This window comes from Burkholderia sp. HI2761, from assembly GCF_002223355.1.
Lineage (GTDB): Bacteria > Pseudomonadota > Gammaproteobacteria > Burkholderiales > Burkholderiaceae > Burkholderia.
This window is the reverse complement of the sequence record NZ_NKFN01000001.1, coordinates 92,318-114,062: the sequence shown is the minus strand read 5'-3', so window position 1 is coordinate 114,062 and position 21,745 is coordinate 92,318. Positions and strand designations below refer to the sequence as shown.

General features: G+C 67.2%; 25 protein-coding genes. 14 read left to right on the top strand and 11 right to left on the bottom strand.

The annotated features are described in order from the left end of the window. Positions 1-83 precede the first annotated feature (83 nt). From nadB to radC, 4 genes are all read right to left on the bottom strand, one after another. Positions 84-1,670: an L-aspartate oxidase gene (gene nadB, locus CFB46_RS00555; RefSeq protein ID WP_027785197.1), complete on the bottom strand. Its 1,587-nt coding sequence runs from the start codon at positions 1,668-1,670 to the stop codon at positions 84-86. Between the two features lie 160 nt (positions 1,671-1,830). Continuing rightward, positions 1,831-1,998, bottom strand: a complete 168-nt coding sequence (gene rpmG / locus CFB46_RS00550) for a 50S ribosomal protein L33 (protein ID WP_006478046.1) — start codon at positions 1,996-1,998, stop codon at positions 1,831-1,833. A 17-nt stretch (positions 1,999-2,015) separates the two neighbouring features. Continuing rightward, entirely contained in the window at positions 2,016-2,249 is a 234-nt protein-coding gene (rpmB, locus tag CFB46_RS00545; protein ID WP_004186391.1) for a 50S ribosomal protein L28, read from the bottom strand. A 237-nt stretch (positions 2,250-2,486) separates the two neighbouring features. Continuing rightward, positions 2,487-3,260, bottom strand: a complete 774-nt coding sequence (radC, locus tag CFB46_RS00540) for a RadC family protein (RefSeq protein ID WP_027785196.1) — start codon at positions 3,258-3,260, stop codon at positions 2,487-2,489. A gap of 135 nt (positions 3,261-3,395) precedes the next feature. On the opposite strand from radC, the gene CFB46_RS00535 reads away from it, so the two are divergent. The 8 genes from CFB46_RS00535 to CFB46_RS00500 all read left to right on the top strand — a co-directional run bounded on the left by CFB46_RS00535 (position 3,396) and on the right by CFB46_RS00500 (position 10,551). Continuing rightward, complete coding sequence (locus tag CFB46_RS00535; RefSeq protein WP_006488950.1) at positions 3,396-3,851, top strand: FKBP-type peptidyl-prolyl cis-trans isomerase; 456 nt, start codon at positions 3,396-3,398, stop codon at positions 3,849-3,851. Positions 3,852-3,853: 2 nt separating this feature from the next. After that, positions 3,854-4,834, top strand: coding sequence for a 4-hydroxy-3-methylbut-2-enyl diphosphate reductase (gene ispH / locus CFB46_RS00530; RefSeq protein WP_006488968.1), 981 nt, complete (start codon positions 3,854-3,856; stop codon positions 4,832-4,834). Positions 4,835-5,104: 270 nt separating this feature from the next. Further along, positions 5,105-5,749 carry a hypothetical protein gene (locus tag CFB46_RS00525; protein ID WP_027785195.1) on the top strand — a complete coding sequence of 215 codons (645 nt, stop codon included), beginning with the start codon at positions 5,105-5,107 and terminating at the stop codon, positions 5,747-5,749. Positions 5,750-5,958: 209 nt separating this feature from the next. Beyond that, complete coding sequence (locus tag CFB46_RS00520) at positions 5,959-6,909, top strand: branched-chain amino acid ABC transporter permease (RefSeq protein ID WP_027785194.1); 951 nt, start codon at positions 5,959-5,961, stop codon at positions 6,907-6,909. Positions 6,910-6,928: 19 nt separating this feature from the next. Continuing rightward, the gene (locus CFB46_RS00515) at positions 6,929-8,098 is read left to right on the top strand and encodes an ABC transporter permease subunit (protein ID WP_027785193.1); all 1,170 of its coding nucleotides are present in this window, start codon (positions 6,929-6,931) and stop codon (positions 8,096-8,098) included. A 24-nt stretch (positions 8,099-8,122) separates the two neighbouring features. After that, the gene (locus CFB46_RS00510; RefSeq protein WP_027785192.1) at positions 8,123-8,899 is read left to right on the top strand and encodes an ABC transporter ATP-binding protein; all 777 of its coding nucleotides are present in this window, start codon (positions 8,123-8,125) and stop codon (positions 8,897-8,899) included. Next, positions 8,899-9,615: an ABC transporter ATP-binding protein gene (locus CFB46_RS00505; protein ID WP_027785191.1), complete on the top strand. Its 717-nt coding sequence runs from the start codon at positions 8,899-8,901 to the stop codon at positions 9,613-9,615. Before CFB46_RS00510 ends, CFB46_RS00505 begins: the two co-directional genes overlap by 1 nt. Positions 9,616-9,879: 264 nt before the next feature. Then, positions 9,880-10,551 (top strand): DUF2278 family protein, encoded by a 672-nt coding sequence (locus CFB46_RS00500; protein ID WP_027785190.1) that lies wholly within the window; start codon positions 9,880-9,882, stop codon positions 10,549-10,551. Between the two features lie 24 nt (positions 10,552-10,575). Here CFB46_RS00500 and CFB46_RS00495 read toward each other — a convergent pair whose 3' ends face one another. The 3 genes from CFB46_RS00495 to CFB46_RS00485 all read right to left on the bottom strand — a co-directional run bounded on the left by CFB46_RS00495 (position 10,576) and on the right by CFB46_RS00485 (position 13,554). Continuing rightward, positions 10,576-11,031 (bottom strand): GNAT family acetyltransferase, encoded by a 456-nt coding sequence (locus tag CFB46_RS00495; protein WP_027785189.1) that lies wholly within the window; start codon positions 11,029-11,031, stop codon positions 10,576-10,578. A 12-nt stretch (positions 11,032-11,043) separates the two neighbouring features. Next, a complete protein-coding gene (locus CFB46_RS00490; protein WP_027785188.1) occupies positions 11,044-12,228 on the bottom strand; it encodes an acetylornithine transaminase in 1,185 nt (394 codons plus the stop codon). 294 nt (positions 12,229-12,522) lie between these two features. Beyond that, positions 12,523-13,554 carry a CDP-6-deoxy-delta-3,4-glucoseen reductase gene (locus CFB46_RS00485; RefSeq protein ID WP_027785187.1) on the bottom strand — a complete coding sequence of 344 codons (1,032 nt, stop codon included), beginning with the start codon at positions 13,552-13,554 and terminating at the stop codon, positions 12,523-12,525. A 107-nt stretch (positions 13,555-13,661) separates the two neighbouring features. Here CFB46_RS00485 and CFB46_RS00480 point away from each other — a divergent pair, with 107 nt between their 5' ends. Beyond that, positions 13,662-14,699, top strand: a complete 1,038-nt coding sequence (locus tag CFB46_RS00480) for an NAD-dependent epimerase/dehydratase family protein (protein WP_027785186.1) — start codon at positions 13,662-13,664, stop codon at positions 14,697-14,699. Here the strand turns inward: CFB46_RS00480 and CFB46_RS00475 are convergent. Together CFB46_RS00475 and CFB46_RS00470 are read right to left on the bottom strand one after the other, a co-directional pair. Continuing rightward, a complete protein-coding gene (locus CFB46_RS00475) occupies positions 14,682-14,870 on the bottom strand; it encodes a hypothetical protein (RefSeq protein ID WP_027785185.1) in 189 nt (62 codons plus the stop codon). The genes CFB46_RS00480 and CFB46_RS00475 overlap by 18 nt on opposite strands. A gap of 106 nt (positions 14,871-14,976) precedes the next feature. Further along, complete coding sequence (locus CFB46_RS00470; protein WP_027785184.1) at positions 14,977-15,693, bottom strand: 16S rRNA pseudouridine(516) synthase; 717 nt, start codon at positions 15,691-15,693, stop codon at positions 14,977-14,979. 113 nt (positions 15,694-15,806) lie between these two features. On the opposite strand from CFB46_RS00470, the gene copC reads away from it, so the two are divergent. The 4 genes from copC to CFB46_RS00450 all read left to right on the top strand — a co-directional run bounded on the left by copC (position 15,807) and on the right by CFB46_RS00450 (position 18,796). Continuing rightward, positions 15,807-16,181 carry a copper homeostasis periplasmic binding protein CopC gene (gene copC / locus CFB46_RS00465; RefSeq protein WP_027785183.1) on the top strand — a complete coding sequence of 125 codons (375 nt, stop codon included), beginning with the start codon at positions 15,807-15,809 and terminating at the stop codon, positions 16,179-16,181. Between the two features lie 63 nt (positions 16,182-16,244). Next, a complete protein-coding gene (locus CFB46_RS00460) occupies positions 16,245-16,745 on the top strand; it encodes a DinB family protein (RefSeq protein ID WP_027785182.1) in 501 nt (166 codons plus the stop codon). A 177-nt stretch (positions 16,746-16,922) separates the two neighbouring features. Further along, positions 16,923-17,696 carry an SDR family oxidoreductase gene (locus CFB46_RS00455; RefSeq protein ID WP_027785181.1) on the top strand — a complete coding sequence of 258 codons (774 nt, stop codon included), beginning with the start codon at positions 16,923-16,925 and terminating at the stop codon, positions 17,694-17,696. A 170-nt stretch (positions 17,697-17,866) separates the two neighbouring features. Then, a complete protein-coding gene (locus CFB46_RS00450) occupies positions 17,867-18,796 on the top strand; it encodes a LysR family transcriptional regulator (protein ID WP_027785180.1) in 930 nt (309 codons plus the stop codon). A 121-nt stretch (positions 18,797-18,917) separates the two neighbouring features. Here the strand turns inward: CFB46_RS00450 and CFB46_RS00445 are convergent, their stop codons facing one another. Beyond that, positions 18,918-19,805 (bottom strand): LysR family transcriptional regulator, encoded by an 888-nt coding sequence (locus CFB46_RS00445; RefSeq protein ID WP_034185436.1) that lies wholly within the window; start codon positions 19,803-19,805, stop codon positions 18,918-18,920. 105 nt (positions 19,806-19,910) lie between these two features. On the opposite strand from CFB46_RS00445, the gene CFB46_RS00440 reads away from it, so the two are divergent. Then, positions 19,911-20,801 carry an alpha/beta fold hydrolase gene (locus CFB46_RS00440; RefSeq protein ID WP_027785178.1) on the top strand — a complete coding sequence of 297 codons (891 nt, stop codon included), beginning with the start codon at positions 19,911-19,913 and terminating at the stop codon, positions 20,799-20,801. A gap of 30 nt (positions 20,802-20,831) precedes the next feature. Here the strand turns inward: CFB46_RS00440 and CFB46_RS00435 are convergent, their stop codons facing one another. Continuing rightward, positions 20,832-21,731 carry an SDR family oxidoreductase gene (locus CFB46_RS00435; protein ID WP_027785177.1) on the bottom strand — a complete coding sequence of 300 codons (900 nt, stop codon included), beginning with the start codon at positions 21,729-21,731 and terminating at the stop codon, positions 20,832-20,834. Between the last annotated feature and the right edge of the window lie 14 nt (positions 21,732-21,745).

The following is a 21,745-nucleotide window of genomic DNA, read 5'->3' as shown; positions in this document are numbered from 1 at the left end:
ATCAGACAAAAAGCCGCTGGCGCGCGAACGCCGGCGGCTTTTTTCTTGTGCTGCGGCCGCAGCGGGAAAGGGCGGCGTGCGGCTCAGCGGCGCACGCGCGGCGTGAGCACGCTCGGCAATGCCTTCGGCAGCGTATGCGGCCAGTCGCGGCTGTAGTGCAGCCCGCGGCTTTCGCGGCGGGAGTGCGCGCTCTTGACAATCAGCGTTGCCACGTCGACGAGGTTGCGCAGTTCGAGCAGGTCGCGCGTCACGCGGAAATTCGCGTAGTACTCGTGGATCTCGTCGCGCAGCAGCGACAGCCGGTGCTTCGCGCGCTCGAGGCGCTTGTCGGTGCGCACGATGCCGACGTAGTTCCACATCAGGCGGCGCAGTTCGTCCCAGTTATGTGCAACGACGACTTCCTCGTCCGCATCCGATACGCGGCTTTCGTCCCACGCGGGCAGCGTGGCGGGCGTGTCGGTATCGAAGCCGGCCGCCTCGATCGCCTCGGCTGTCGCGCGGCCGATCACGAGGCATTCGAGCAGCGAGTTGCTCGCGAGCCGGTTCGCGCCGTGCAGCCCCGTGTACGATGTTTCGCCGACCGCATACAGGCCGGCGAGATCGGTGCGCCCCGCGAGATCGGTGACGACGCCGCCGCACGTATAGTGCGCGGCCGGCACGACGGGGATCGGCTGTTTCGCGATGTCGATGCCGAATTCGAGGCAGCGCGCATGAATCGTCGGGAAATGTTCGCGCAGGAACGCTTCCGGCTGATGGCTGATGTCGAGATACACGCAGTCGATCCCGCGCTTCTTGATCTCGAAGTCGATCGCGCGTGCGACGATGTCGCGCGGCGCGAGCTCGGCGCGCGGATCGTGCGCGGGCATGAAGCGCGTGCCGTCGGGCAGCTTCAGCAGGCCGCCTTCGCCGCGCACGGCTTCCGAAATCAGGAACGACTTCGCGTACGGATGGAACAGGCAGGTCGGGTGGAACTGGATGAATTCCATGTTCGACACGCGGCAGCCCGCCCGCCACGCCATCGCGATGCCGTCGCCGGTCGCGGTGTCGGGGTTCGTCGTGTACAGGTAGACCTTGCCGGCGCCGCCGGTGGCGAGCACCGTATGCGGCGCCTCGATCGTAATCGTACGGTCGTTGTCGACGTCGAGCGCATACAGGCCGTGACAGCGGCGGCCGGGCAGGCCGAGGCGGTCCGACGTGATCAGGTCGATCGCATGGTGGTTTTCGAAGAACGTGATGTTCGGATGCTGGCGCGCGCGCTCCGACAGCGTCGCAAGCACCGCATGGCCGGTCGCATCGGCCGCATGGATGATCCGGCGATGGCTGTGGCCGCCTTCGCGCGTCAGATGAAAGCCGAGTTCGGCCGCGTCGTCCTTCGTGAACGGCACGCCTTGCGAGATCAGCCATTCGATTGCTTCGCGGCCGTGCTCGACGATGTAGCGCGTCGCGCCTTCGTCGCACAGGCCGCCACCGGCGACCAGCGTGTCGTCGACGTGGTTCTCGATGCTGTCCGTCGAGTCGAGGACCGCCGCGATGCCGCCCTGCGCGTTATCGCTCGCCCCCTCCATCATCGAACGTTTCGCGATCAGCGCGACACGTCGCGTGCTGGCCAGGTTGAGTGCGACCGATAGCCCTGCCAGGCCGCTGCCGACGATCGCCACGTCGAATTTCATGCTGCATCTCCATCGTTACGCTTTTGATCTTGTGCGTTCCGGCGGCCGCGGCCGCGGAAAGGGGAGAGCATACCGCGTCGGGCCCGAGCGTGCGCGCAAAACAAAAAGCCCCGCAGGAGCGGGGCTTTTCGGTCGCCGTCAGGCTGGCAGAAACCGGAGATTACTTGATCTTGGTTTCTTTGTATTCCACATGCTTGCGGACGACGGGATCGAACTTCTTGATCGCCATCTTTTCCGGCATGTTGCGCTTGTTCTTCGTGGTCGTGTAGAAGTGACCCGTACCAGCGGTGGACTCGAGCTTGATCTTGTCGCGTGCGCCTTTTGCCATGATTGTGCTCCTTGGGCTTAGGCTTCGCCGCGTGCGCGCAGGTCAGCGAGCACGGAATCGATGCCGTTCTTGTCGATCAGGCGCAGGCCGGCGTTCGAGACGCGCAGGCGCACCCAGCGGTTTTCGCTTTCAACCCAGAACCGGCGGTTTTGCAGGTTCGGCAGGAAGCGACGCTTGGTCTTGTTGTTGGCGTGGGAAACGTTGTTGCCGCTCATCGGCGCTTTCCCAGTTACTTGGCATACGCGTGCCATGAGAGCACTCCTAATACGCTAAATTCGGGGTTCGATCGCCGGTGAAGGTTCCATCGCGCCGCCACGTGATCCATGGTTGCACTCAGAACGCCGTAGCCCTTGCAGACGAGGCCCTTCGATGGCTAGAACTGGTTGGAAAAAATACAGACGGCGATTCTAGCAGAAAAAGTTCAGAAAAATCAAACCTAATTTCACTTCGCCGTTGCGGCGCCCTGGGACGGGCCGCCGCGCCACAGTTTACAGCCAACCGGCCCGCGCGAACGAAAAAGTATCGCTGACGCCGACGACGACGTGATCGAGCAGCCGCACGTCGACGAGTTCGAGCGCGTCTTTCAGCACGCGGGTCAGGCGGCGGTCTTCCGCGCTCGGCTGCACCGCGCCCGACGGATGGTTGTGCGCGACGATCAGCGCCGCGGCGTTATGTTTCATCGCGCGGCGCACGATCTCGCGCGGATAGACGGCCATGCGCGTGAGCGAGCCGCGCGCGATTTCCTCCATGTCGATCAGGCGGTTGCGCGCGTCCAGATAGACCGCGATGAACACTTCGTACTGGCGCGTGCCGATCTTCAGTCGCAAACAATCCTCGACGGCACCGGGCGAGTCGATCGGCGTCCGTTCCTCCGCTTTCTCCACCAGCATGCGCCGCGCGATCTCGGTGACCGCGACGAGCCGCGCGGAGCGCGCGGGACCGATGCCGGGGTGCGCCTCGAAATCGCCGGTGGTCGCTTCGAGCAGCCCGCTCAGCGTGCCGAACTGCTCGACCAGTTTGCGGGCGGTGACGAAGACATCGTGACCGGGCTTGCCGGTGCCGAGCAGCAGCGCGATCAGCTCGTCGTCGGTCAGCGCGGTCGGCCCGCGTTCCACCAGCCGTTCGCGCGGCCGCTCGGGCCGCCAGCCGGCCGGGCGGCGCCTGTGCCGGTTGATCGGGATGACGCGGCCGGGCGGATCGGTCGGCGTGTCGGCGGTGTCGCGGCATTCGGCCGACGGCAGGATGAGGCGGGGTGACGGCATGCTCGGAACTCCATTGGGCGCGGGCGGCGTGCGCGACGTCGTCGCACTTTCCTCCTTGCCCGCTCAGGTGACTTACAATATTGGCTTTGCGCCGGGCCATTCGGCCGTATCGGGCGCCGACTGAACGAGTAATTCATGAGCCTCATCGATCTATCCGAAGTGAAGCCCGGTTCCCACGTCACGTTGCATTACCGGCTGGCACTGGCCGACGGCGCCGACATCGTCAACACCTTCTCGGACAAGCCGGCCACGCTGCTGCTGGGCGCGGGGCAACTGGCGCCGTCGCTGGAACAGATTCTGCTCGGGCTCAGGGTTGGCGACCACTCGACTTTTCAGCTAGCCCCCGATCAGGGGTTCGGCCCCCGCAATCCCGACATGCTCCAGCGCGTGACGCTGTCGACGCTGCGCGAGAACGGGATGGTCGGCGACGATTTCACCCCGGGCGAACTCATCGAGTTCAATGCACCGGATGGCGGTCGCTACGCGGGGGTGCTGAAGGAAGTCAGCGAGACCTCGGCGCTGTTCGACTTCAATCATCCGCTCGCGGGCCAGGCGCTCACGTTCGAAGTGAAAATCATCGGAATCCTGTAATCATGAGTACCACCGATACGCTGTCCGGGCAGACCGTCGCCGCCGACGCCGAAATCCTGCTGGCCCAGCCGCGCGGCTTCTGCGCGGGCGTCGACCGCGCGATCGAGATCGTCGAGCGCGCCATCGCGATGCACGGTGCGCCGATCTACGTGCGTCACGAAATCGTCCACAACAAGTACGTGGTCGAGGATCTGAAGAAGAAGGGCGCGATCTTCGTCGAGGAACTCGAGGAAGTGCCGGCCGGCAACACCGTGATCTTCAGTGCGCACGGCGTGTCGAAAGCCGTGCGCGACGAGGCCGACGTGCGCGGGCTGCGCATTTACGACGCAACCTGCCCGCTCGTCACGAAGGTGCACGTCGAGGTGGCGAAGATGCGCCAGGACGGCGTCGACATCGTCATGATCGGGCACAAGGGCCATCCCGAAGTCGAAGGCACGATGGGCCAGGTCGAGCGCGGCATGCACCTCGTCGAAAGCGTCGAGGACGTGCAGAAGCTCGAACTCGCCGATCCCGAGCGCATCGCGCTCGTCACGCAGACGACGCTGTCCGTCGACGACGCGGCCGAGATCATCGGTGCGCTGAAGGCGAAGTATCCGAAGATCCGCGAACCGAAGAAGCAGGACATCTGCTACGCGACGCAAAACCGCCAGGACGCGGTGAAGTTCATGGCGCCGCAATGCGATGTCGTGATCGTGGTCGGGAGCCCGAACAGCTCGAACTCGAGCCGGTTGCGCGAAGTGGCCGAAAAGCGCGGGGTGGCCGCGTACATGGTCGACGCGCCCGACCAGATCGATCCGGCATGGGTCGCCGGCAAGCGCCGCATCGGCGTGACGGCCGGCGCGTCGGCGCCCGAGGTGCTCGCCCAGGCCGTGATCGCACGGCTGCGCGAACTCGGCGTGCGCAACGTCCGGGCGCTCGACGGCATCGAGGAAAACGTGTCGTTTCCGCTGCCGCGCGGGTTGAACCTGCCGCCCGCCGCCTGATTGCCGCATCGCACTCGCGGAACACCGAAGCGCGCCTCCCGGCGCGCTTTTTTTGTGGTCTCGAAATTGCAATCGCAACCATTATTCCCAATCGTGGTGCAACCCGGTTGCTCCCGCCGCGCGTAATCGTGTCTCAAAATTGGTTGCAATGCAGGAAAACCCCATCGAATCAGGAATATTGGCGTCCTATAAATGGAGTTACAATGCGCCCGTTTTCAAGCCGGAATGGCTTTGAAATCGGGTTTTTGGCAAGGCGCGGGAGACCATTCAATGCATGTGAAGTTGGCTTACGCCGTGTCCGTCGCCGCACCGGTTGCAATCCATGCCGGCTGCAGCAAAAAGAGCGACGACGGGGCGGGCAGGGAGGCGGCGGGGTTCGCGGCGCCATCGGCCAGCGGCGTGCGCGTCGCCGGAAGCGGACGCGCGGCGCCATCGGCACGCCGTATCGCGCAACTGGGCAGGGACAAGGAACACGGGGCACGTTTGACGATCGAGGAAATCAACGCGCGCGGCCCGACGACCGGGCCGGCAGCGGGCATGCAGGCTGCGCCGCGGCCAGCGGCCGGTCGATGGATGCCGGACGATCGCGGCGTTGCCGGCAGCGTGCCGATGCCACTGTCCCGCCTTCAATTCGATTCGACGAAACAGCGCGTTGCCGCGACCGCCCATGGCGTGGCGCGCAGTCTGGTTCGTACGATGGATTCCGATGCAGTCCTGACGCAAGTCGGGCGCGGCTGCCGCAACGCCTTGCCGGGCGACGCGGCGCGGAATCCGCTCCGTCCGGGCGCGATGCTTGCATGGCACCGGACGGGCCAGGGCACGGATGCCGGGAAACCGGACGACGGCCGTCTCGGCATGCTGCCCCACGACTTCAAGGAGGCCACGAACACCGTCCTCGATGTCGTGACGATTTAGCGACGGGACTCATGACGGCACCGAAACAGTGCGGTGCCGTTTTTGTATCCGCTCCGGCGGCAGGTCCGGCCGTACAGGCCGGGCGGCGCGCGCCGGGACGATCCACCCTTACCGGTATCGACTAGTACCCGCAGTGTCGCCGAGAAGGCGCGATGCCTCGCTTACCCGCGGCGCAACGACCTCCGGCAGCATGGGCCAAGGAGCTTTAAATGGATATTTTCGTCCAGCAGGTTCTCAACGGGCTGGTGCTCGGCAGTGTGTACGCCATCATCGCGTTGGGATACACGATGGTGTACGGCATTCTCGGCATCATCAACTTCGCGCACGGCGACGTGCTGATGATCGGCGCGATGGTCGCGCTGTCGGCCATCACCGTGCTGCAGAACCACTTTCCCGGCCTCGGCAACGTCGCGACGCTGACGATCGGCCTGGGCATCGCCGCGGTCGTCTGTGCGTTCGTCGGCTTCACGATCGAACGGGTCGCGTACCGGCCGCTGCGCCGCGCGCCGCGCCTCGCGCCGCTGATCACCGCGATCGGCGTGTCGATCCTGCTGCAGACGGCTGCGATGATCATCTGGTCGCGCAACCCGCTGCCGTTCCCGCAATTGCTGCCGACCGACCCGATCAACGTGATCAAGGCTACCGACACCACGCCTGGCGCCGTGATCTCGGTCACTGAAATCGTGATCATCGCGGTCGCGTTCCTCGTGATGGCAGGCCTGCTGCTGCTCGTGCACAAGACCAAGCTCGGCCGCGCGATGCGCGCGATCGCCGAAAGCCCGAACACCGCCAGCCTGATGGGCGTGAACCCGAACTTCGTGATCTCCGCGACGTTCATGATCGGCTCCGCGCTCGCCGCGCTGGCCGGCGTGATGATCGCGTCCGAATACGGCAACGTGCACTTCTACATGGGCTTCATCCCCGGCATGAAGGCGTTCACCGCGGCGGTGCTCGGCGGGATCGGCAACCTCGGCGGCGCGATGGTCGGCGGCGTGCTGCTCGGCCTGATCGAGCAGCTCGGGGCCGGCTACATCGGCAACCTCACGGGCGGCGTATTCGGCAGCAACTATCAGGACGTGTTCGCCTTCATCGTGCTGATCATCGTGCTGGTGTTCCGTCCGTCGGGGCTGCTGGGCGAACGGGTCGCGGATCGCGCGTAACGGAAGGGGAGCAAACAACATGACATCCATTCAACCGATCGAATCGTCGACGTCGCTCGTCGAAGAGCGCAACACCGCCAAGACCGTGGTCATCGGCCTCCTCACCGCGGTCCTCGTGATCGCCGCGCCGATCCTGATCGGCTCTGCCGGCGGCAACTACTGGGTCCGCGTGCTCGACTTCGCGATGCTGTACGTGATGCTCGCGCTGGGCCTGAACGTGGTGGTCGGCTTCGCCGGCCTGCTCGACCTCGGCTACATCGCGTTCTATGCGGTGGGCGCATACGTGGCGGCACTCCTGAGCTCGCCGCACCTGACCTCGCAGTTCGAGTGGATCGCGGCGCTCGCGCCGAACGGCCTGCACGTGCCGTTCCTGCTCATCGTGCCGATCGCGATGGCGCTGGCGGCGACCTTCGGGATCCTGCTCGGCGCGCCGACGCTGCGCCTGCGCGGCGACTATCTGGCGATCGTGACGCTCGGCTTCGGTGAAATCGTCCGGATCTTCATGAACAACCTCGACCGTCCGGTGAACATCACCAACGGCCCGAAGGGGATCACGGGCATCGATCCGGTGCACGTCGGCGGCTTCAACCTGTCGCAGACGCATACGCTGTTCGGCTTCCAGCTGCCGTCGGTGTACATGTACTACTACCTGTTCGTGCTCTGCTCGCTGCTGGTGATCTGGGTGTGTACGCGTCTGCAGCACTCGCGTATCGGCCGCGCGTGGGCAGCGATCCGCGAAGACGAGATCGCCGCGAAGGCGATGGGCATCAACACCCGTAACGTGAAGCTGCTCGCGTTCGCGATGGGCGCGTCGTTCGGCGGCCTGTCGGGCTCGATGTTCGGCGCGTTCCAGGGCTTCGTGTCGCCCGAGTCGTTCACGTTCTGGGAATCGATCGTCGTGCTCGCCTGCGTGGTGCTCGGCGGCATGGGTCATATCCCGGGCGTGATCCTGGGTGCGGTGCTGCTCGCGATCTTCCCGGAATTCCTGCGCTCGACGATGAGCCCGCTGCAGCATGCGCTGTTCGGTCACGACATCGTCGATACGGAAGTGATCCGTCAGGCGCTGTACGGCCTCGCGATGGTGGTCATCATGCTGTACCGCTCGGAAGGCCTGTGGCCCGCGCCGAAGCATGAGGACAAGATCGCGAAACTGGCGAAGCGCAACAGCAAGAAGCCGGTGCGCGCTTAACCAACGGACAAGGGGATAACACACATGAGCGACAAGCAAATCCGACTGTCCGTGCAGGGCGTGAACAAGCGCTTCGGCGGGCTGCAGGCACTGTCCGACGTCGGCCTGCAGATCCGCGAAGGCGAGATCTATGGCCTGATCGGCCCGAACGGCGCCGGCAAGACGACGTTCTTCAACGTGATCACGGGCCTCTACACGCCGGACTCCGGCGACTTCAAGCTGGACGGCACGAACTACACGCCGACGGCCGTGCACCAGGTGGCCAAGGCCGGCATCGCGCGCACGTTCCAGAACATCCGCCTGTTCGGCGGGATGACGGCGCTCGAGAACGTGATGGTGGGCCGCCACGTGCGCACCAAGCACGGGCTGCTCGGGGCGGTGTTCCAGACGCCGGCCGAACGTCAGGAAGAGCGCGAGATCAAGGAACGCGCGATCGAGCTGCTCGAATACGTCGGCGTGCTGCAGTACGCCGACTACACGTCGCGCAACCTGTCGTACGGTCACCAGCGTCGTCTGGAAATCGCACGGGCCCTGGCGACCGACCCGAAGCTGCTCGCGCTCGACGAGCCGGCAGCCGGGATGAACGCGACCGAGAAGGTCGAACTCACGCGCCTGCTCGACAAGATCCGCTCGGACGGCCGCACGATCCTGCTGATCGAGCACGACGTGAAGCTCGTGATGGGGCTGTGCAACCGGATGACGGTGCTCGATTACGGCAAGGTGATCGCCGAGGGTCTGCCGCAGGACGTGCAGAAGAATCCGAAGGTGATTGAGGCATATCTCGGCGCAGGGGTGCACTGATGGCAGCGGCAATGTTGAAAATCAAGGGCTTGCAGGTCAACTATGGCGGCATCCAGGCCGTCAAGGGCGTTGACATGGAAGTCCGTCAGGGCGAGCTCGTGACGCTGATCGGCGCGAACGGCGCCGGCAAGACCACGACGATGAAGGCGATCACCGGCCTGAAGCCGTACTCGGCGGGCGACATCGAGTACGACGGCAAGTCGATCAAGGGCGTGCCGTCGCACGAACTGCTCAAGCGCGGCCTCGCGATGGTGCCGGAAGGCCGCGGGATCTTCGCGCGGATGTCGATCATCGAGAACATGCAGATGGGCGCGTACCTGCGCAACGACAAGGAGCAGATCAAGAAGGACGTCGACCGGATGTTCGGCTTCTTTCCGCGCCTGAAGGAACGGGCGACGCAGCTCGCGGGCACGCTGTCGGGCGGCGAGCAGCAGATGCTCGCGATGTCGCGCGCGATTCTCTCCAAGCCGAAGCTGCTGCTGCTCGACGAGCCGTCGATGGGCCTGTCGCCGATCATGGTCGAGAAGATCTTCGAAGTGGTGCGCGAGATCTCGAAGGAAGGCATCACGGTGCTGCTGGTCGAGCAGAACGCACGCCTCGCGCTGCAGGCGGCCGACCGCGGCTACGTGATGGATTCGGGCACGGTCACGATGGAAGGCGACGCCAAGCAGATGCTCGACGATCCGAAGGTGCGCGCCGCGTATCTGGGCGAGTAAGCGATCGAATGAACGGGCCGGTTGCGCAGGTCGCACCCGGGCTTTCAAAAAGCCGTCACGGGATAGCCGTGACGGCTTTTTTTTCGTATCGTGCGATTCGCGTCGAACTGTGCGCGCAAAGGCGACTCCATTCGATTGTTGCGCCGGCTAGCGTGCGGTCGTCCGCATGCGGTCGCCCGCAGCCGGTCGCCCGCAGCCGGTCGCCCGCAAACGGACACACGGGCCGCGTAGCATCGGCGGCTCATCGGGACACGGAGAACACGCATGAGTCTGGACTACGGTTTCGTGAAGGCGAAGGTGACGTCGGTGGCGCGGCTGAAGGGTTCGCCGCACGGCAGCGAGATCCAGTATCACATCCACCTGACGCTGGCGCTGCCGGCGGGCGACTGGGATGTCGCGATCAATGTCGGCACCAACGACGCGGACGACCTGCTGAACTACAAGCTCGTCTACGATTTCCACCATCCGGTCACGCAGACGCTCGCCGCCGCGGCCGAAGGCTTTACCGATCTCACGGGGCAGGCCGCGCTGCCCGCGCTCGACTACCTGCGCAGCGACATCCTGAACGAGACGGGCGCGTGGCGCGCGAGCGCGGTGATGGACGGCACCGAGCATCCGGAGCCGATCCCGTCGCTGCTGCGGCTCGTGAACGCCGCGCAGTCGCAGGGCCTCGACGTCGTCGTGTTCGGCCGCACCTATGCGCAAGGCAACGGCATCCACGACACGCACATGAACCAGGGCTCGACCGGCCCGAACTACCTGCATCGCGCGGGCGACGATCACAACGACCACAACGACGTGTGGCAGGACGGCGCGCTGATCGTGCGCGTGAGCGACACGCAGTGGGCCGCGTATTTCGCGGCGTTCGAGCAGCAGGCCGTGCCGACCGACGCGCTCGGCAACCCGCTGCCGGGCGCGGGGCCGATCACGCGCTGAGCCGTGCCGCTGCCGGCGGCCGCGTTACGCGGCGGGCAGCGTCTTGCCGAACGAGATGCGTTCCTCGACGCGATAGCCGAGCGCCGCGTAGAAGCGGCATGCGTCCTCGTTGCCGGGCAGCACCTGGAGGTTGATCTTCAGGCAGCCGCGCGCGGCGAGCGCGCGTTCCGCATGCGCGATCAGCGCGCGGCCGACGCCGAGCCGGCGTGCGTCGTTCGCGACGCCGAACGAGTAGAGCCAGCCGCGATGTCCGTCGAAACCGGCCATCAGCGTGCCGACGACGCGCGCCCCGCTGGTCGCGACGAAGAACAGTTCCGGCTGGGTCGCGAGCTTCAGCTCGATCGATCGCAGCGGATCGCGGTGCGGCGGCGCACCGGCTTCGTCGTACTGCGGGAACGCGTCGCGCCATACCGCGAGCACGGCATCGGTGTCGGCGCGTTCGAACGGGCGGATAGCGACAGCATCGGCGGCGGCATCCATCGCGGGGTCTCCTTACAGCGTGTCGAGGATCGACCGCAGCATCGCCATCATCCGGTCGATTTCTTCGGTCGTCACGTTCAGCGCGGGCATGAAGCGCAGCAGGTTCGGCCGTGCGGCGTTCAGCAGCAGGCCGTCGGGCTGCATGTCGCGCGCCTTCTCGACGATCTGCGGGCCGATGTCCTTGCCGAGCAGCAGCGCGCGCAGCAGGCCTTCGCCGCGTTCGCCCTCGAAGCCGCGCTCCTCCGACAGCTCGAGCAGCTTGCGCTTCAGGTATTCGCCGCGCTCGCGCACGCCTTCCAGGAAGCCGGGCGCGACGAGCTGCGAGATGACCGAATGACCGGCCGCCGTCATCAGCGGGTTGCCGTTGTACGTGCCGCCCTGGTCGCCGGCCTCGAACACCGCGACATCGGCCTTCGACAGCAGCGCCGCGAGCGGCACGCCGCTGCCGATGCCCTTGCCGAGCGTCATGATGTCCGGCTCGATATCGGCGAGTTCGTACGCGAACAGCGTGCCCGCGCGGCCGCAGCCGCTCTGCACTTCGTCGACAATCAGCAGCAGGTTGTGCTGTTTCGTCAGCGCGCGCAGCTCCTGCATGAATTCGCGCGTGGCCGGAATCACGCCGCCTTCGCCCTGGATCGGTTCGAGCATCACCGCGACGGTCTTGTCGGTGATCAGCTTCTCGACCGAGTTGATGTTGTTCAGTTCGGCCTTCGGGAAGCCCGGCACCTGCGGCGCGTAGATCGTGTCCCAGCCCGGCTTGCCGCTGGCCGACATCGTCGCGAGCGTGCGGCCGTGGAAGCTGTGGTCGAACGTGATGATCTCGTACGCGCCGTTCCTGAACTTGCGGCCCCACTTGCGCGCGAGCTTGATCGCGCCTTCGTTCGCCTCGGCGCCGCTGTTCGTGAAGAACACCTTGTCGAACACGCTCTGCTGCGTGAGCAGGGCCGCGAGCTTCGCCATCGGCTCGTTGTAGAACGCCGGCGACGGGTTCAGCAGCTTTTCGGCCTGCGTTTTCAGTGCTTCGACGACACCGTCGTTGCAATGGCCGAGGCTGTTGACGGCCCAACCCTGGATGAAGTCCAGATAGCGCTTGCCCGTGTGATCGTAGAGCCACGAACCCTTGCCGTGCGTAAACACGATGTCGGGGCGGTTCGTGATGTACATCAGCGAGTCGATCGGATAATCGTTCAGGGGCATGGCAGCAGACTCCAGCGGGCGTTGAAAGGGAAACGGGCAATAAAAAAGCCACGGAAGGCCGTGGCTGGTGGGTCGAACAGCTTGTGCGTAACCGGTGAAGCGGAGGAGGGTTACGCGCGAGTCCGTGACGAGCCGGCGGCATCCGGGCGGAGCGGCGAGCGGCGACGTCGGAGAGCGGACAGGAAGCGGTTCATGTGCGCAAGCATAAGGCATCCCGCGCCCCACTGTAAACCGCCGCGATGCCACGGATGTGACACGGGCGGCGCGCGGCGGGGACGCGGGCGCGCCCGGTGCTCAGACCGGATGCGCGAGATCGGCGGCGCTCGTGAACGAGTCCGCGTAGAACTCCTCGGCCGGCAGCGCGTGGTGCTGCGTGAAGTCGCGCTGCGCGGATTCGACCATCACCGGCGCCCCGCACGCGTACACCTGGTGGCCGGACAGATCGGGCAGATCATCGATCACCGCGCGATGGACGAAACCGGTGCGGCCCGTCCACTGGTCGGCGTCGTCCGGCTCGGAGAGCACCGGCACGTACTTGAAGTTCGGGATGTCGCGCGCCCACTGCTCGGCGAGCTCGGCGAGGTAGATGTCCTTCTTGCGGCGCGCGCCCCAGTAGAGCGTCATCGGGCGCGTGATGCCCGAGTGCTTCACATGCTCGATGATCGCCTTGATCGGCGCGAAGCCGGTGCCCGACGCGAGCAGCACGATCGGCTTGTCGGAGTCCTCGCGCAGGAAGAACGTGCCGAGCGGGCCTTCGAAGCGCAGGATGTCGCGCTCCTTCATCGCGCCGAACACGTGGTCGGTGAACTTGCCGCCCGGCATGTGGCGGATGTGCAGCTCGATCGGGCCTTCCTCGTGCGGCGCGTTCGCCATCGAGTAGCTGCGGCGCGAGCCGTCCTTCAGGATGAATTCGACGTACTGGCCGGCGAGGTACTGCAGGCGTTCGTTGGCTGGCAACTGCAGCTTCACGACCATCACGTCGTCCGCCTTGCGTTCGAGCGCGGCGATCCGACACGGCAGCTTCTTGACCTGCACGCCGTCGACGCCGGCGATCTCGCGCACGTCGATCTCGAGATCGCATTGCGCCTTCGAGCAGCACAGCAGCGCGAGGCCGCGCGTGCGTTCGTCGTTGGACAGCGCCGACGCGGCGTGCGGGCCCTGTTCGATCTGGCCCGACACGATCTGGCCCTTGCAGGAGCCGCACGCGCCGTTCTTGCAGCCGTACGGCAGATGGACGTTCTGACGCAACGCGGCCGCCAGCACGGTTTCGTCCGACTCGACCTGGAATTGCCGGCCGCTTTGCTTGAGAGTGACGTTGAATGCCATAGAACCAAACTAGAACAAAATGGGGGAACCGTGCATGTCGCGCACGGCAGCTACAATGCAAAACCGTTGCGCGTCGCGCAACGGCGGCTACTGATTTCGCAACCAACATGATCGCGACACGAATCCTGCGCCGGCCGCGCGTACTGATCGTCGGCTGCGGCGACGTCGGCATGCGCTGCGTCGCGCAATGGCGTGACGCGCGCCGCGACTTGCGCATCCTCGCGCTGACGAGCCACCCGGCCCGCTGCGACGAATTGCGCGCCGCGGGCGCCACGCCGATCGTCGGCGATCTCGATCGCCCGGCGACGCTCGGCCGTCTCGCGGGCCTCGCCCGCACGATCCTGCATCTCGCGCCGCCGCAATCCGACGGCCGCGACGATCGACGCACGCGTGCGCTGATCGCCGCAACGTCCATGCCCGCGCGTCGGCCGGCGGCACCGCCGGCATCGGCGGTCGGCCGGCTCCGAACGCTGCGCATCGCGGCGCGACAGGCCGGCGCGCCCGTTCGGGCAGCGCGTATTGTACCCGAGGGTCTTCGCGCGCCGAGGCTCGTCTACGCCAGTACGACGGGCGTCTACGGCGACTGCGGCGGCGCGCGCATCGACGAAACGCACCCGCTGCGCCCCGCGAATCCGCGCGCGTTCCGGCGCGTGTCGGCCGAGCGACAACTGCGCGCGGCGACGGTGCGCGGCGTGCTGTCCGCGCGCATCGTGCGCATTCCCGGCATCTACGCGGCGAACCGCCTGCCGGTCGCGCGGCTCGAGCGCGGCACGCCGGCGCTCGAGCCGGCCGACGACGTGTACACGAACCACATTCACGCGGACGATCTCGCGGCGATCCTGCGCCGTGCGGCCGAGCGCGGCAAGCCGGCGCGCGTCGTGCACGCGTCGGACGACACCGAACTGCGGATGGGGGAGTATTTCGACCGGGTCGCGCAGGGGCTCGGCCTGCCGAGGCCGCCGCGCGTCAGCCGCGCGGACGCGGAGCGCCTGCTCGAGCCGACGCTGCTGTCGTTCATGCGCGAGTCGCGGCGCCTGTCCAACGCACGGCTCAAGGCCGAATTGTGCGTGACGTTGCGCTATCCGACCGTAGACGATTTCCTTCAAACGCTCGCGCCGGGCAGCGCGTCAGGTGAGCGCCGGTAACGCCTCGATCAGCAGGAAGCACAGCAGCGCACCGATCAGCGCGCCGATCAGGTTCGGATGATATTTGTGCTTCAGATGCATCGTGGCCAGCAGGCCGCCGATCACGATGACGCCGATGACCGCGAACGCGATCATCGCCGACGACAGTGCGAAAGAATGGTTGATGTTCATGATGTCTCCCCCTGCATCGCTGCTCTTGCAGCTTGTGATTTCAGTATAGCGGGGGAACCTGCGGCGCAGGGGCGGCCGGACACCGAGCGGTCGTGCGGATTTTCCCTTACAGGGTTTGGACGGGATTGCGCAGCGCGGCAAGGTCGGCTTCGTCGAGCCACCGCCATGCGCCGGGTGCGAGGTCGGCCGGCAGCACGAAGCCGCCGATGCTTTCGCGGTGCAGCAACTCGACGCGATTGCTCGCCGCCGCGACCATCCGCTTGACCTGGTGGTACTTGCCTTCGAGCACGGTCAGCGCGAGCGCGTGCGTGTCGCGGGCGTCGGCGGCGACGGCCGCGATCGGCTTCGGCTCGCCATGCAATTGCACGCCGGTGCGCAGCGCGTGCAGTTGCGCGTCGTCGAGCGGGTGGCGCACGGTCGCGACGTAGGTCTTCGGCACCTTGCGCTTGGGCGACGTGTACGCGTGCACGAACTGGCCGTCGTCGGACAGCAGCAGCAGGCCGGTCGTGTCCTGGTCGAGCCGGCCGACGCATTGCACGCCGCGCGCGACGAGCGGCGCGGGCAGCAGGCTGAACACGCTCGCATGGTGCTGCGGATCGCGCGAACACTCGTAGCCGGCCGGCTTGTTGAGCGCGAGATACGCGCGCGCATGGAACGGCCATGCCGTATCGTCGACCGAGAACACGAGGCCGTCGGTGTCGAAGGCGGCGTCCGGGTCGGTCGCGGCGGCGCCCGCGACGGCGACGCGGCCCGCTTCGATCAGGCCGCGGCACTGGCGGCGCGAGCCGAAGCCCTGAGTGTAGAGAATGCTTTCGAGATCCATAGCGCGCGCATTCTATCAAGCACCGGCGCATGGCCGGCATGAACCCGCATGCGCTGGTAAGCTGCCGGAACGCTGCGCGGCGCGCGGCGCCGTTCATTCTTCACGGAAAGTCCATGCCTTTCGATTCATTCCCGTTCGGCCGCCAGGCTGCCGCCGTCATCGTCGCCGCGACCGTTTCGTCGACCGCGTTCGCGCATGCGCATCTCGCGAAGAGCGACCCGGCGGCGGGCGCCGCGCTGGCTGCCGCACCGGCGGCCGTCACGCTCGACTTCACCGAGCCGCTGGAGCCGGCATTCAGCTCGATCGTCGTCGTCGATGGCGAGGGCAAGACGGTGTCGGACGGCCGAGCGCGGATCGACGCGTCGATGCGCAAGCGGATGACGGTGCCGCTCGCGGCGCTCGGCACGGGCGCGTACATGGTGAAGTGGGTGGCCGTCGCGACCGACGGGCATCGCACGCAGGGCGCTTACGGCTTCAGCGTGAAGTGACGCAACGGCGGCGGCAGGCCCGTGCCAGGGTTGCCGCCCGCCTTATCCGACCAGGAGTCCTGCATGAATCCGACGACGCTCGACGCACTCGCCGATTTCCCCCGTCAGCTCGAAGCGCATTTCGCGGCCGTGCCCGACGGCTATGCGCGCTGGACCCCCGACGACTGGGCCGGCATCCCGAGCGAGCATTTCTCGCCGCTCGGGCAGCTCTGCCATGTGCGCGACATCGAGATCGACGGCTATCACGTACGGCTGCGGCGCATGCTCGACGAGGACCGGCCGCTGCTCGTCTCGATCGACGGCGACGCGCTCGCGACCGAGCGGCGCTACAACGACGCGTACGCGTCCGACGTGCTCGCGGCGATTCGCGACGCACGACGCGAGACGCTGGCGCTGCTGTCGAGCCTCACGCCCGAACAGTTCGAGCGTACCGGCGAGTTCGACGGCTACGGTTCGCTGACCGTGCGCGGGCTCGTCCATTACCTGTGCAGCCACGACCAGCAGCATCTGGCCGGCATGCAGTGGCTGCTCGGCAAGATCGACGCGGCGCTGTACGCGCGCTGAGCCGGCCGGCGGCCGCGCTTCGATAGCGGAATCGGGTGCCGCCGTCGGTGCGGCAGACCACATTGCACGGCTTCGATTGGATCGATTTTCTGGATAATCCATCCAGCCGCGGCCGGCTGACCGGCGCGGCGCGCATGCCTACACTCCTAGCTTCGTTCAACGAAAAAGGAGTCAACCGTGGCAACTCATACGCTCGCAGACAAGGTCGTCCTGATCGCAGGCGGCGCAAAGAATCTCGGCGGCCTGATCGCCCGGGACCTGGCGGGCCACGGCGCGAAGGCGGTGGCGATTCACTACAACAGCGCGGCGTCGCAGGCGCAGGCCGAGGAGACCGCCGCCGCGGTACGTGCGGCCGGTGCTCAAGCGGCGACGTTCCAGGCGGACCTGACGACCGCCGCCGCGGTCGAGAAGTTGTTCGACGACGCGAAGCAGCGCTTCGGCAAGATCGACATCGCGATCAACACGGTCGGCAAGGTGCTGAAGAAGCCGTTCACCGAGATCAGCGAAGCCGAGTACGACGAGATGTTCGCGGTCAACAGCAAGTCGGCGTTCTTCTTCATCAAGGAAGCCGGGCGGCACCTCGAGGATCACGGCAAGCTCGTCACGCTCGTGACGTCGCTGCTCGGCGCGTTTACACCGTTCTACGCGGCGTACGAAGGATCGAAGGCGCCGGTCGAGCACTTCACGCGCGCGGCGTCGAAGGAATACGGCGCGCGTGGAATCTCGGTGACGGCCGTCGGGCCGGGCCCGATGGACACGCCGTTCTTCTATCCGGCCGAAGGCGCCGATGCGGTCGCATATCACAAGACGGCCGCCGCGCTGTCGCCGTTCAGCAAGACAGGGCTGACCGACATCGAGGACGTCGTGCCGTTCATCCGTCATCTCGTGACCGACGGCTGGTGGATCACGGGCCAGACGATCCTGATCAACGGCGGCTATACGACCAAGTAACCGGCCCGTTTGCGGCAGCGCGGCGCACCGCAATGGCGCGTTTGCGTGGACAATGGACGGGCGCGTGGCCACGAGGCCGCGCGTCCGTTTTCTCCGTGTCGCCGAAGCCGGCCGGCCGCGATGCGCGCCAGCCGGCTGGCGACTGCCGTTCGAACCCGGGTTTCCCGCCGATGGACAAGCTGGATCAGGTCAGGATCTTCCTGCAGGTTGCCGAGATGGGCAGCTTCATCAAGGCCGCGCATGCGCTCGGCGTGCCGCGCGCGACCGTGTCGGCGGCCGTCCAGCAACTCGAGACGGCGCTCGGCACGCGTCTGTTGCACCGCACGACGCGTCAGGTGCAGCTGACCGCCGACGGCGCGCTGCTGCTCGAACGCGGCCGGCGCCTGCTCGCGGAGGCCGACGAGCTCGACCGTCTGTTTCGGCGCCGCGACCGCGACGTGGTCGGGCGGCTGAACGTCGACGTGCCGAGCCGGATCGCGCGCCGCGTCGTGGCACCCGCGCTGCCGTCGCTGTTTCGCCGCCACCCGAAGCTGCAACTGTCGCTCGGCTCGACCGACCGCACGATCGACCTCGTGCAGGAGGGCGTCGATTGCGCGATCCGCGTCGGGCGGCTCGCGGACAGCAGCCTCGTCGTGCGGCCGCTCGGGCAGTTCACGCTGATCAATTGCGCGAGCCCCGACTACCTGCGCGAATGCGGCGTGCCCGAGCATCCGGATGCACTCGCGCACGGGCACTGGGCGATCGGCTATGCGTCTCCGACGACGGGGCGCGAGCTAGGCTGGGAATACTGCGCGGACGGACGGCGGCACATGCTGACGCTGCCGAGCCGCGTGATCGTCAACAACGCCGAGACCTATATCGCCAGCTGCATCGCGGGAATGGGGCTGATCCAGATTCCGCGCTTCGACGTCGAGCATCTGCTGGCAAGCGGCGCACTCGTCGACGTGATGTCCGGCCACCGCGCCGAGCCGATGGACGTGGCGGCCGTGTATCCGCACCGCCGGCATCGTTCGAGGCGGCTCAACGCGTTCATCGAGTGGTTCGGCGAGTTGATGGCGGAGGCATTGAACGACGCGGGTGCGAGCGGCAGCGGCGACTGAAAGCGGCATCGTGCCGGTGCCTGCGGGCCGTCCCGCGCCGTTCTCCGGCTCGTGACGCCGCCCGATCGGTACCGGCGCGACGTGGCACCTGCGGCGACTGCGGCGACTGCGCCGCGCGTGCTCAGGCAGCGAACTGCCGCGTGCGCCCGGTGGCCCGAACCGCGTCGATCAGCGCGGCGCCGACGCCCGAGGGTTTCGACGCGAATGCGTAAAAGCGTGCGGCCGGCAGCGCCGGGAGGCCGTCGTGCGGCCCGCACTCGCGCAGGCCGTCGCGTAGTTGGCTGCGCGCGAGCGCCGTGACCGCGAAACCGGCGAGCGCGGCTGACATGCACCCGGCCATGCTCCCGCTTTCGAACAGCACGCGAAACGGCTGCAGCGCCGCGGCGAGCGCGGAAACCGCGGCTTGCCGATACACGCACGGCTCCGGAAACAGCGCGAGCGGCACGCCTTCTTCGGCATCGAGCGCCGTATCGGCCGCGAATGCCCACACGAGCGGCTCCTCCCACAGCAATTCGCCGGGCGTGTCGACCTGTCGGCACTGCTTGCCGAACACGACGTCGAGCCGGCCCAGCGATTGCTCCCGCAGCAGCGACGCGGTGATGCCGACCTTCAGTTCGATCGAGGTGCGCGGATGGCTGTCGCGGAACGTGCGCAGCACCTGCGGCAGCCACGTGCCCGCGAAATCCTCCGATGCGCCCACCCGCAGCGGCCCGTGCGCCGGCGCGCCGCGCAGCCGCGCGCGCACTTCGCGCTCCATGTCGACGATGTTGCGCGCGTACGCGTACAGCGTGTCGCCGGCCGGCGTCAGCGCGATACGGCGTGTCGTGCGCGCGAGCAGCACGGTGCCGGCCGCCTGTTCGAGCCGCTTGATGTGGCCGCTGACGGCGGACGGCGTCAGCGCGAGGCGTTCCGCGGCCGGCGCGAATCCGCGGCTGTCGACCACTTCGAGAAAGGTGCGCAGCAGCCCGATGTCGAGCGCGGTCGACGCAGGATTGGTCGGCGGTTCCATGGATCGATTCAACGCGATATCTAAAGAGTAAATCATGATACTCCGTGAATCGTGATGAAAGGCCGACCTACCATCGTAGGTTCATGCTGACTGACGGAGTACCCGATGACGACCTATGCACATGCGACGACCGCGTCGCTCGACATTGCCTATCTCGAATGGAATCCGCACGGCGAACACGTGGCCGTGCTGCTGCACGGATGGCCGGACAGCCCGGTCGGCTGGGAGGCGGTGGCATCGGCACTCGTCGCACGCGGCTACCGCGTGCTCGCGCCAGCGCTGCGCGGTTTTGCGCCGACGCGCTTTCGCGACGCGTCCGTGCCGCGCAGCGGCCAGCTCGCGGCGCTCGGGCGCGACCTGCTCGAATTCGTCGACGTGCTCGGTATCGAGCGGCCCGTGCTGGTCGGGCACGACTGGGGCGCCCGCGCGGCCGCGAACGCCTGCGGGCTGCGCGGCGGTGCCGCATCGCAGCTCGTGATGCTGTCGGTCGGGTACGGCACCAACGATCCCGCTCAGCCGCTGTCGCTGCAGCAGGCGCGCAACTACTGGTATCACTGGTTCATGGCGACGCCGCGCGGCGAGCAGGCGCTGCGCGACGACCGCCGTGCATTTGCGCGCCTGATGTGGGATACGTGGTCGCCGCCGGGCTGGTATCGCGACAGCGATTTCGACGCGGCGGCCGTTGCGTTCGACGGACCCGACTGGATCGACGTCGTGCTGCATTCGTACCGGCAGCGCTGGGGCTTCGCGGCGGGTACGCCGGCCTATGCCGCCGACGACGCGCGGCTGAACCCGGCGCCCGTGCTGACGGTGCCGACGCTCGTGCTGCATGGCGGCGCGGACGCCTGCAATCATCCGGACAGCTCGGCCGGGCGCGAACGGTTCTTCGCCGGGCGCTACGAGCGGCAGGTGCTCGACGGAGTGGGGCACTTCCCGCAGCGCGAGTCTCCGGCGGCGGTCGCGGACGCGATCCTCGGGTTCTGCGAGCGGGATTGACCCGCGCCGGCCGGCCCGGCGCGGGAAGGATCAGCCGCCCGCGCGCGGCGCGAGCAGGTCGCCGAGGCCGAGGTTCCGGAACATCTCGCGGCGGATGCGATCGCCGACGCGGAATACTTCCTCCGCGCCGTCCTGCGACGGATCGACGAAGACGCGGTATGGGCGCTTGCCGTGCGGAGCGGCGACGATATCGACGATCGCCGTCGCGACCGCGCCGGCATCGGCGTCCGCGGGTTCGAGCGCAGCGAGGCCCTTCAGCGCCTGATCGGCAACGCCCGCATAAGGGCCGCTGTCGTAGAGCGCCTCAGCCGCCGCATCGGCCGGCTTGCCCGCATGGGCGAAGTGATTCGTCCCCTTGGTGAATGCGCCCGGCACGACGATCGACGTTTCGATGCCCCAGCGGGTGAGCTCGGCAGCGTAGGACACCGCGAGCGAGTCCATCGCGGCTTTCGCGGCGAAGTAGGGGGCCAGGAACGGCGGGGTGCCGCCGCGCGCCGACGAGGACGATACCCATACGAGCAGGCCGCGGCCCTGGCCGCGCAGGTGCGGCAGCGCCGCGCGGTTCACGCGCTGGGTCGACACGACGTTGATGTCGTAGAGCTGCGCCAACTGCTCGGGCGTGAACGCTTCGGCCGGCCCGAACACCATGTGGCCGGCGTTGTGAACGACGACGTCGAGGCGGCCGTGGTCGGCGATCACGCGATCGATCGCGGCGTCGACCGATGCGTCGTCGCCGACGTCGAGTTCGAGGCTGCGCAGGTCGACGCCGTGTTCTTGCGCATAGGTGGCGACGGCGGCGACGCGCGGTGCGTTGCGCCCGGCGCTCTCGCGCATCGATGCGTAGACCGTGTGACCGGCGCGGGCGAGCGCCTGGGCCGTCAGCAAGCCGAAGCCGCTGGACGCGCCGGTGACGAGGACGACTTCCTTCATGAGCGATCTCCTGG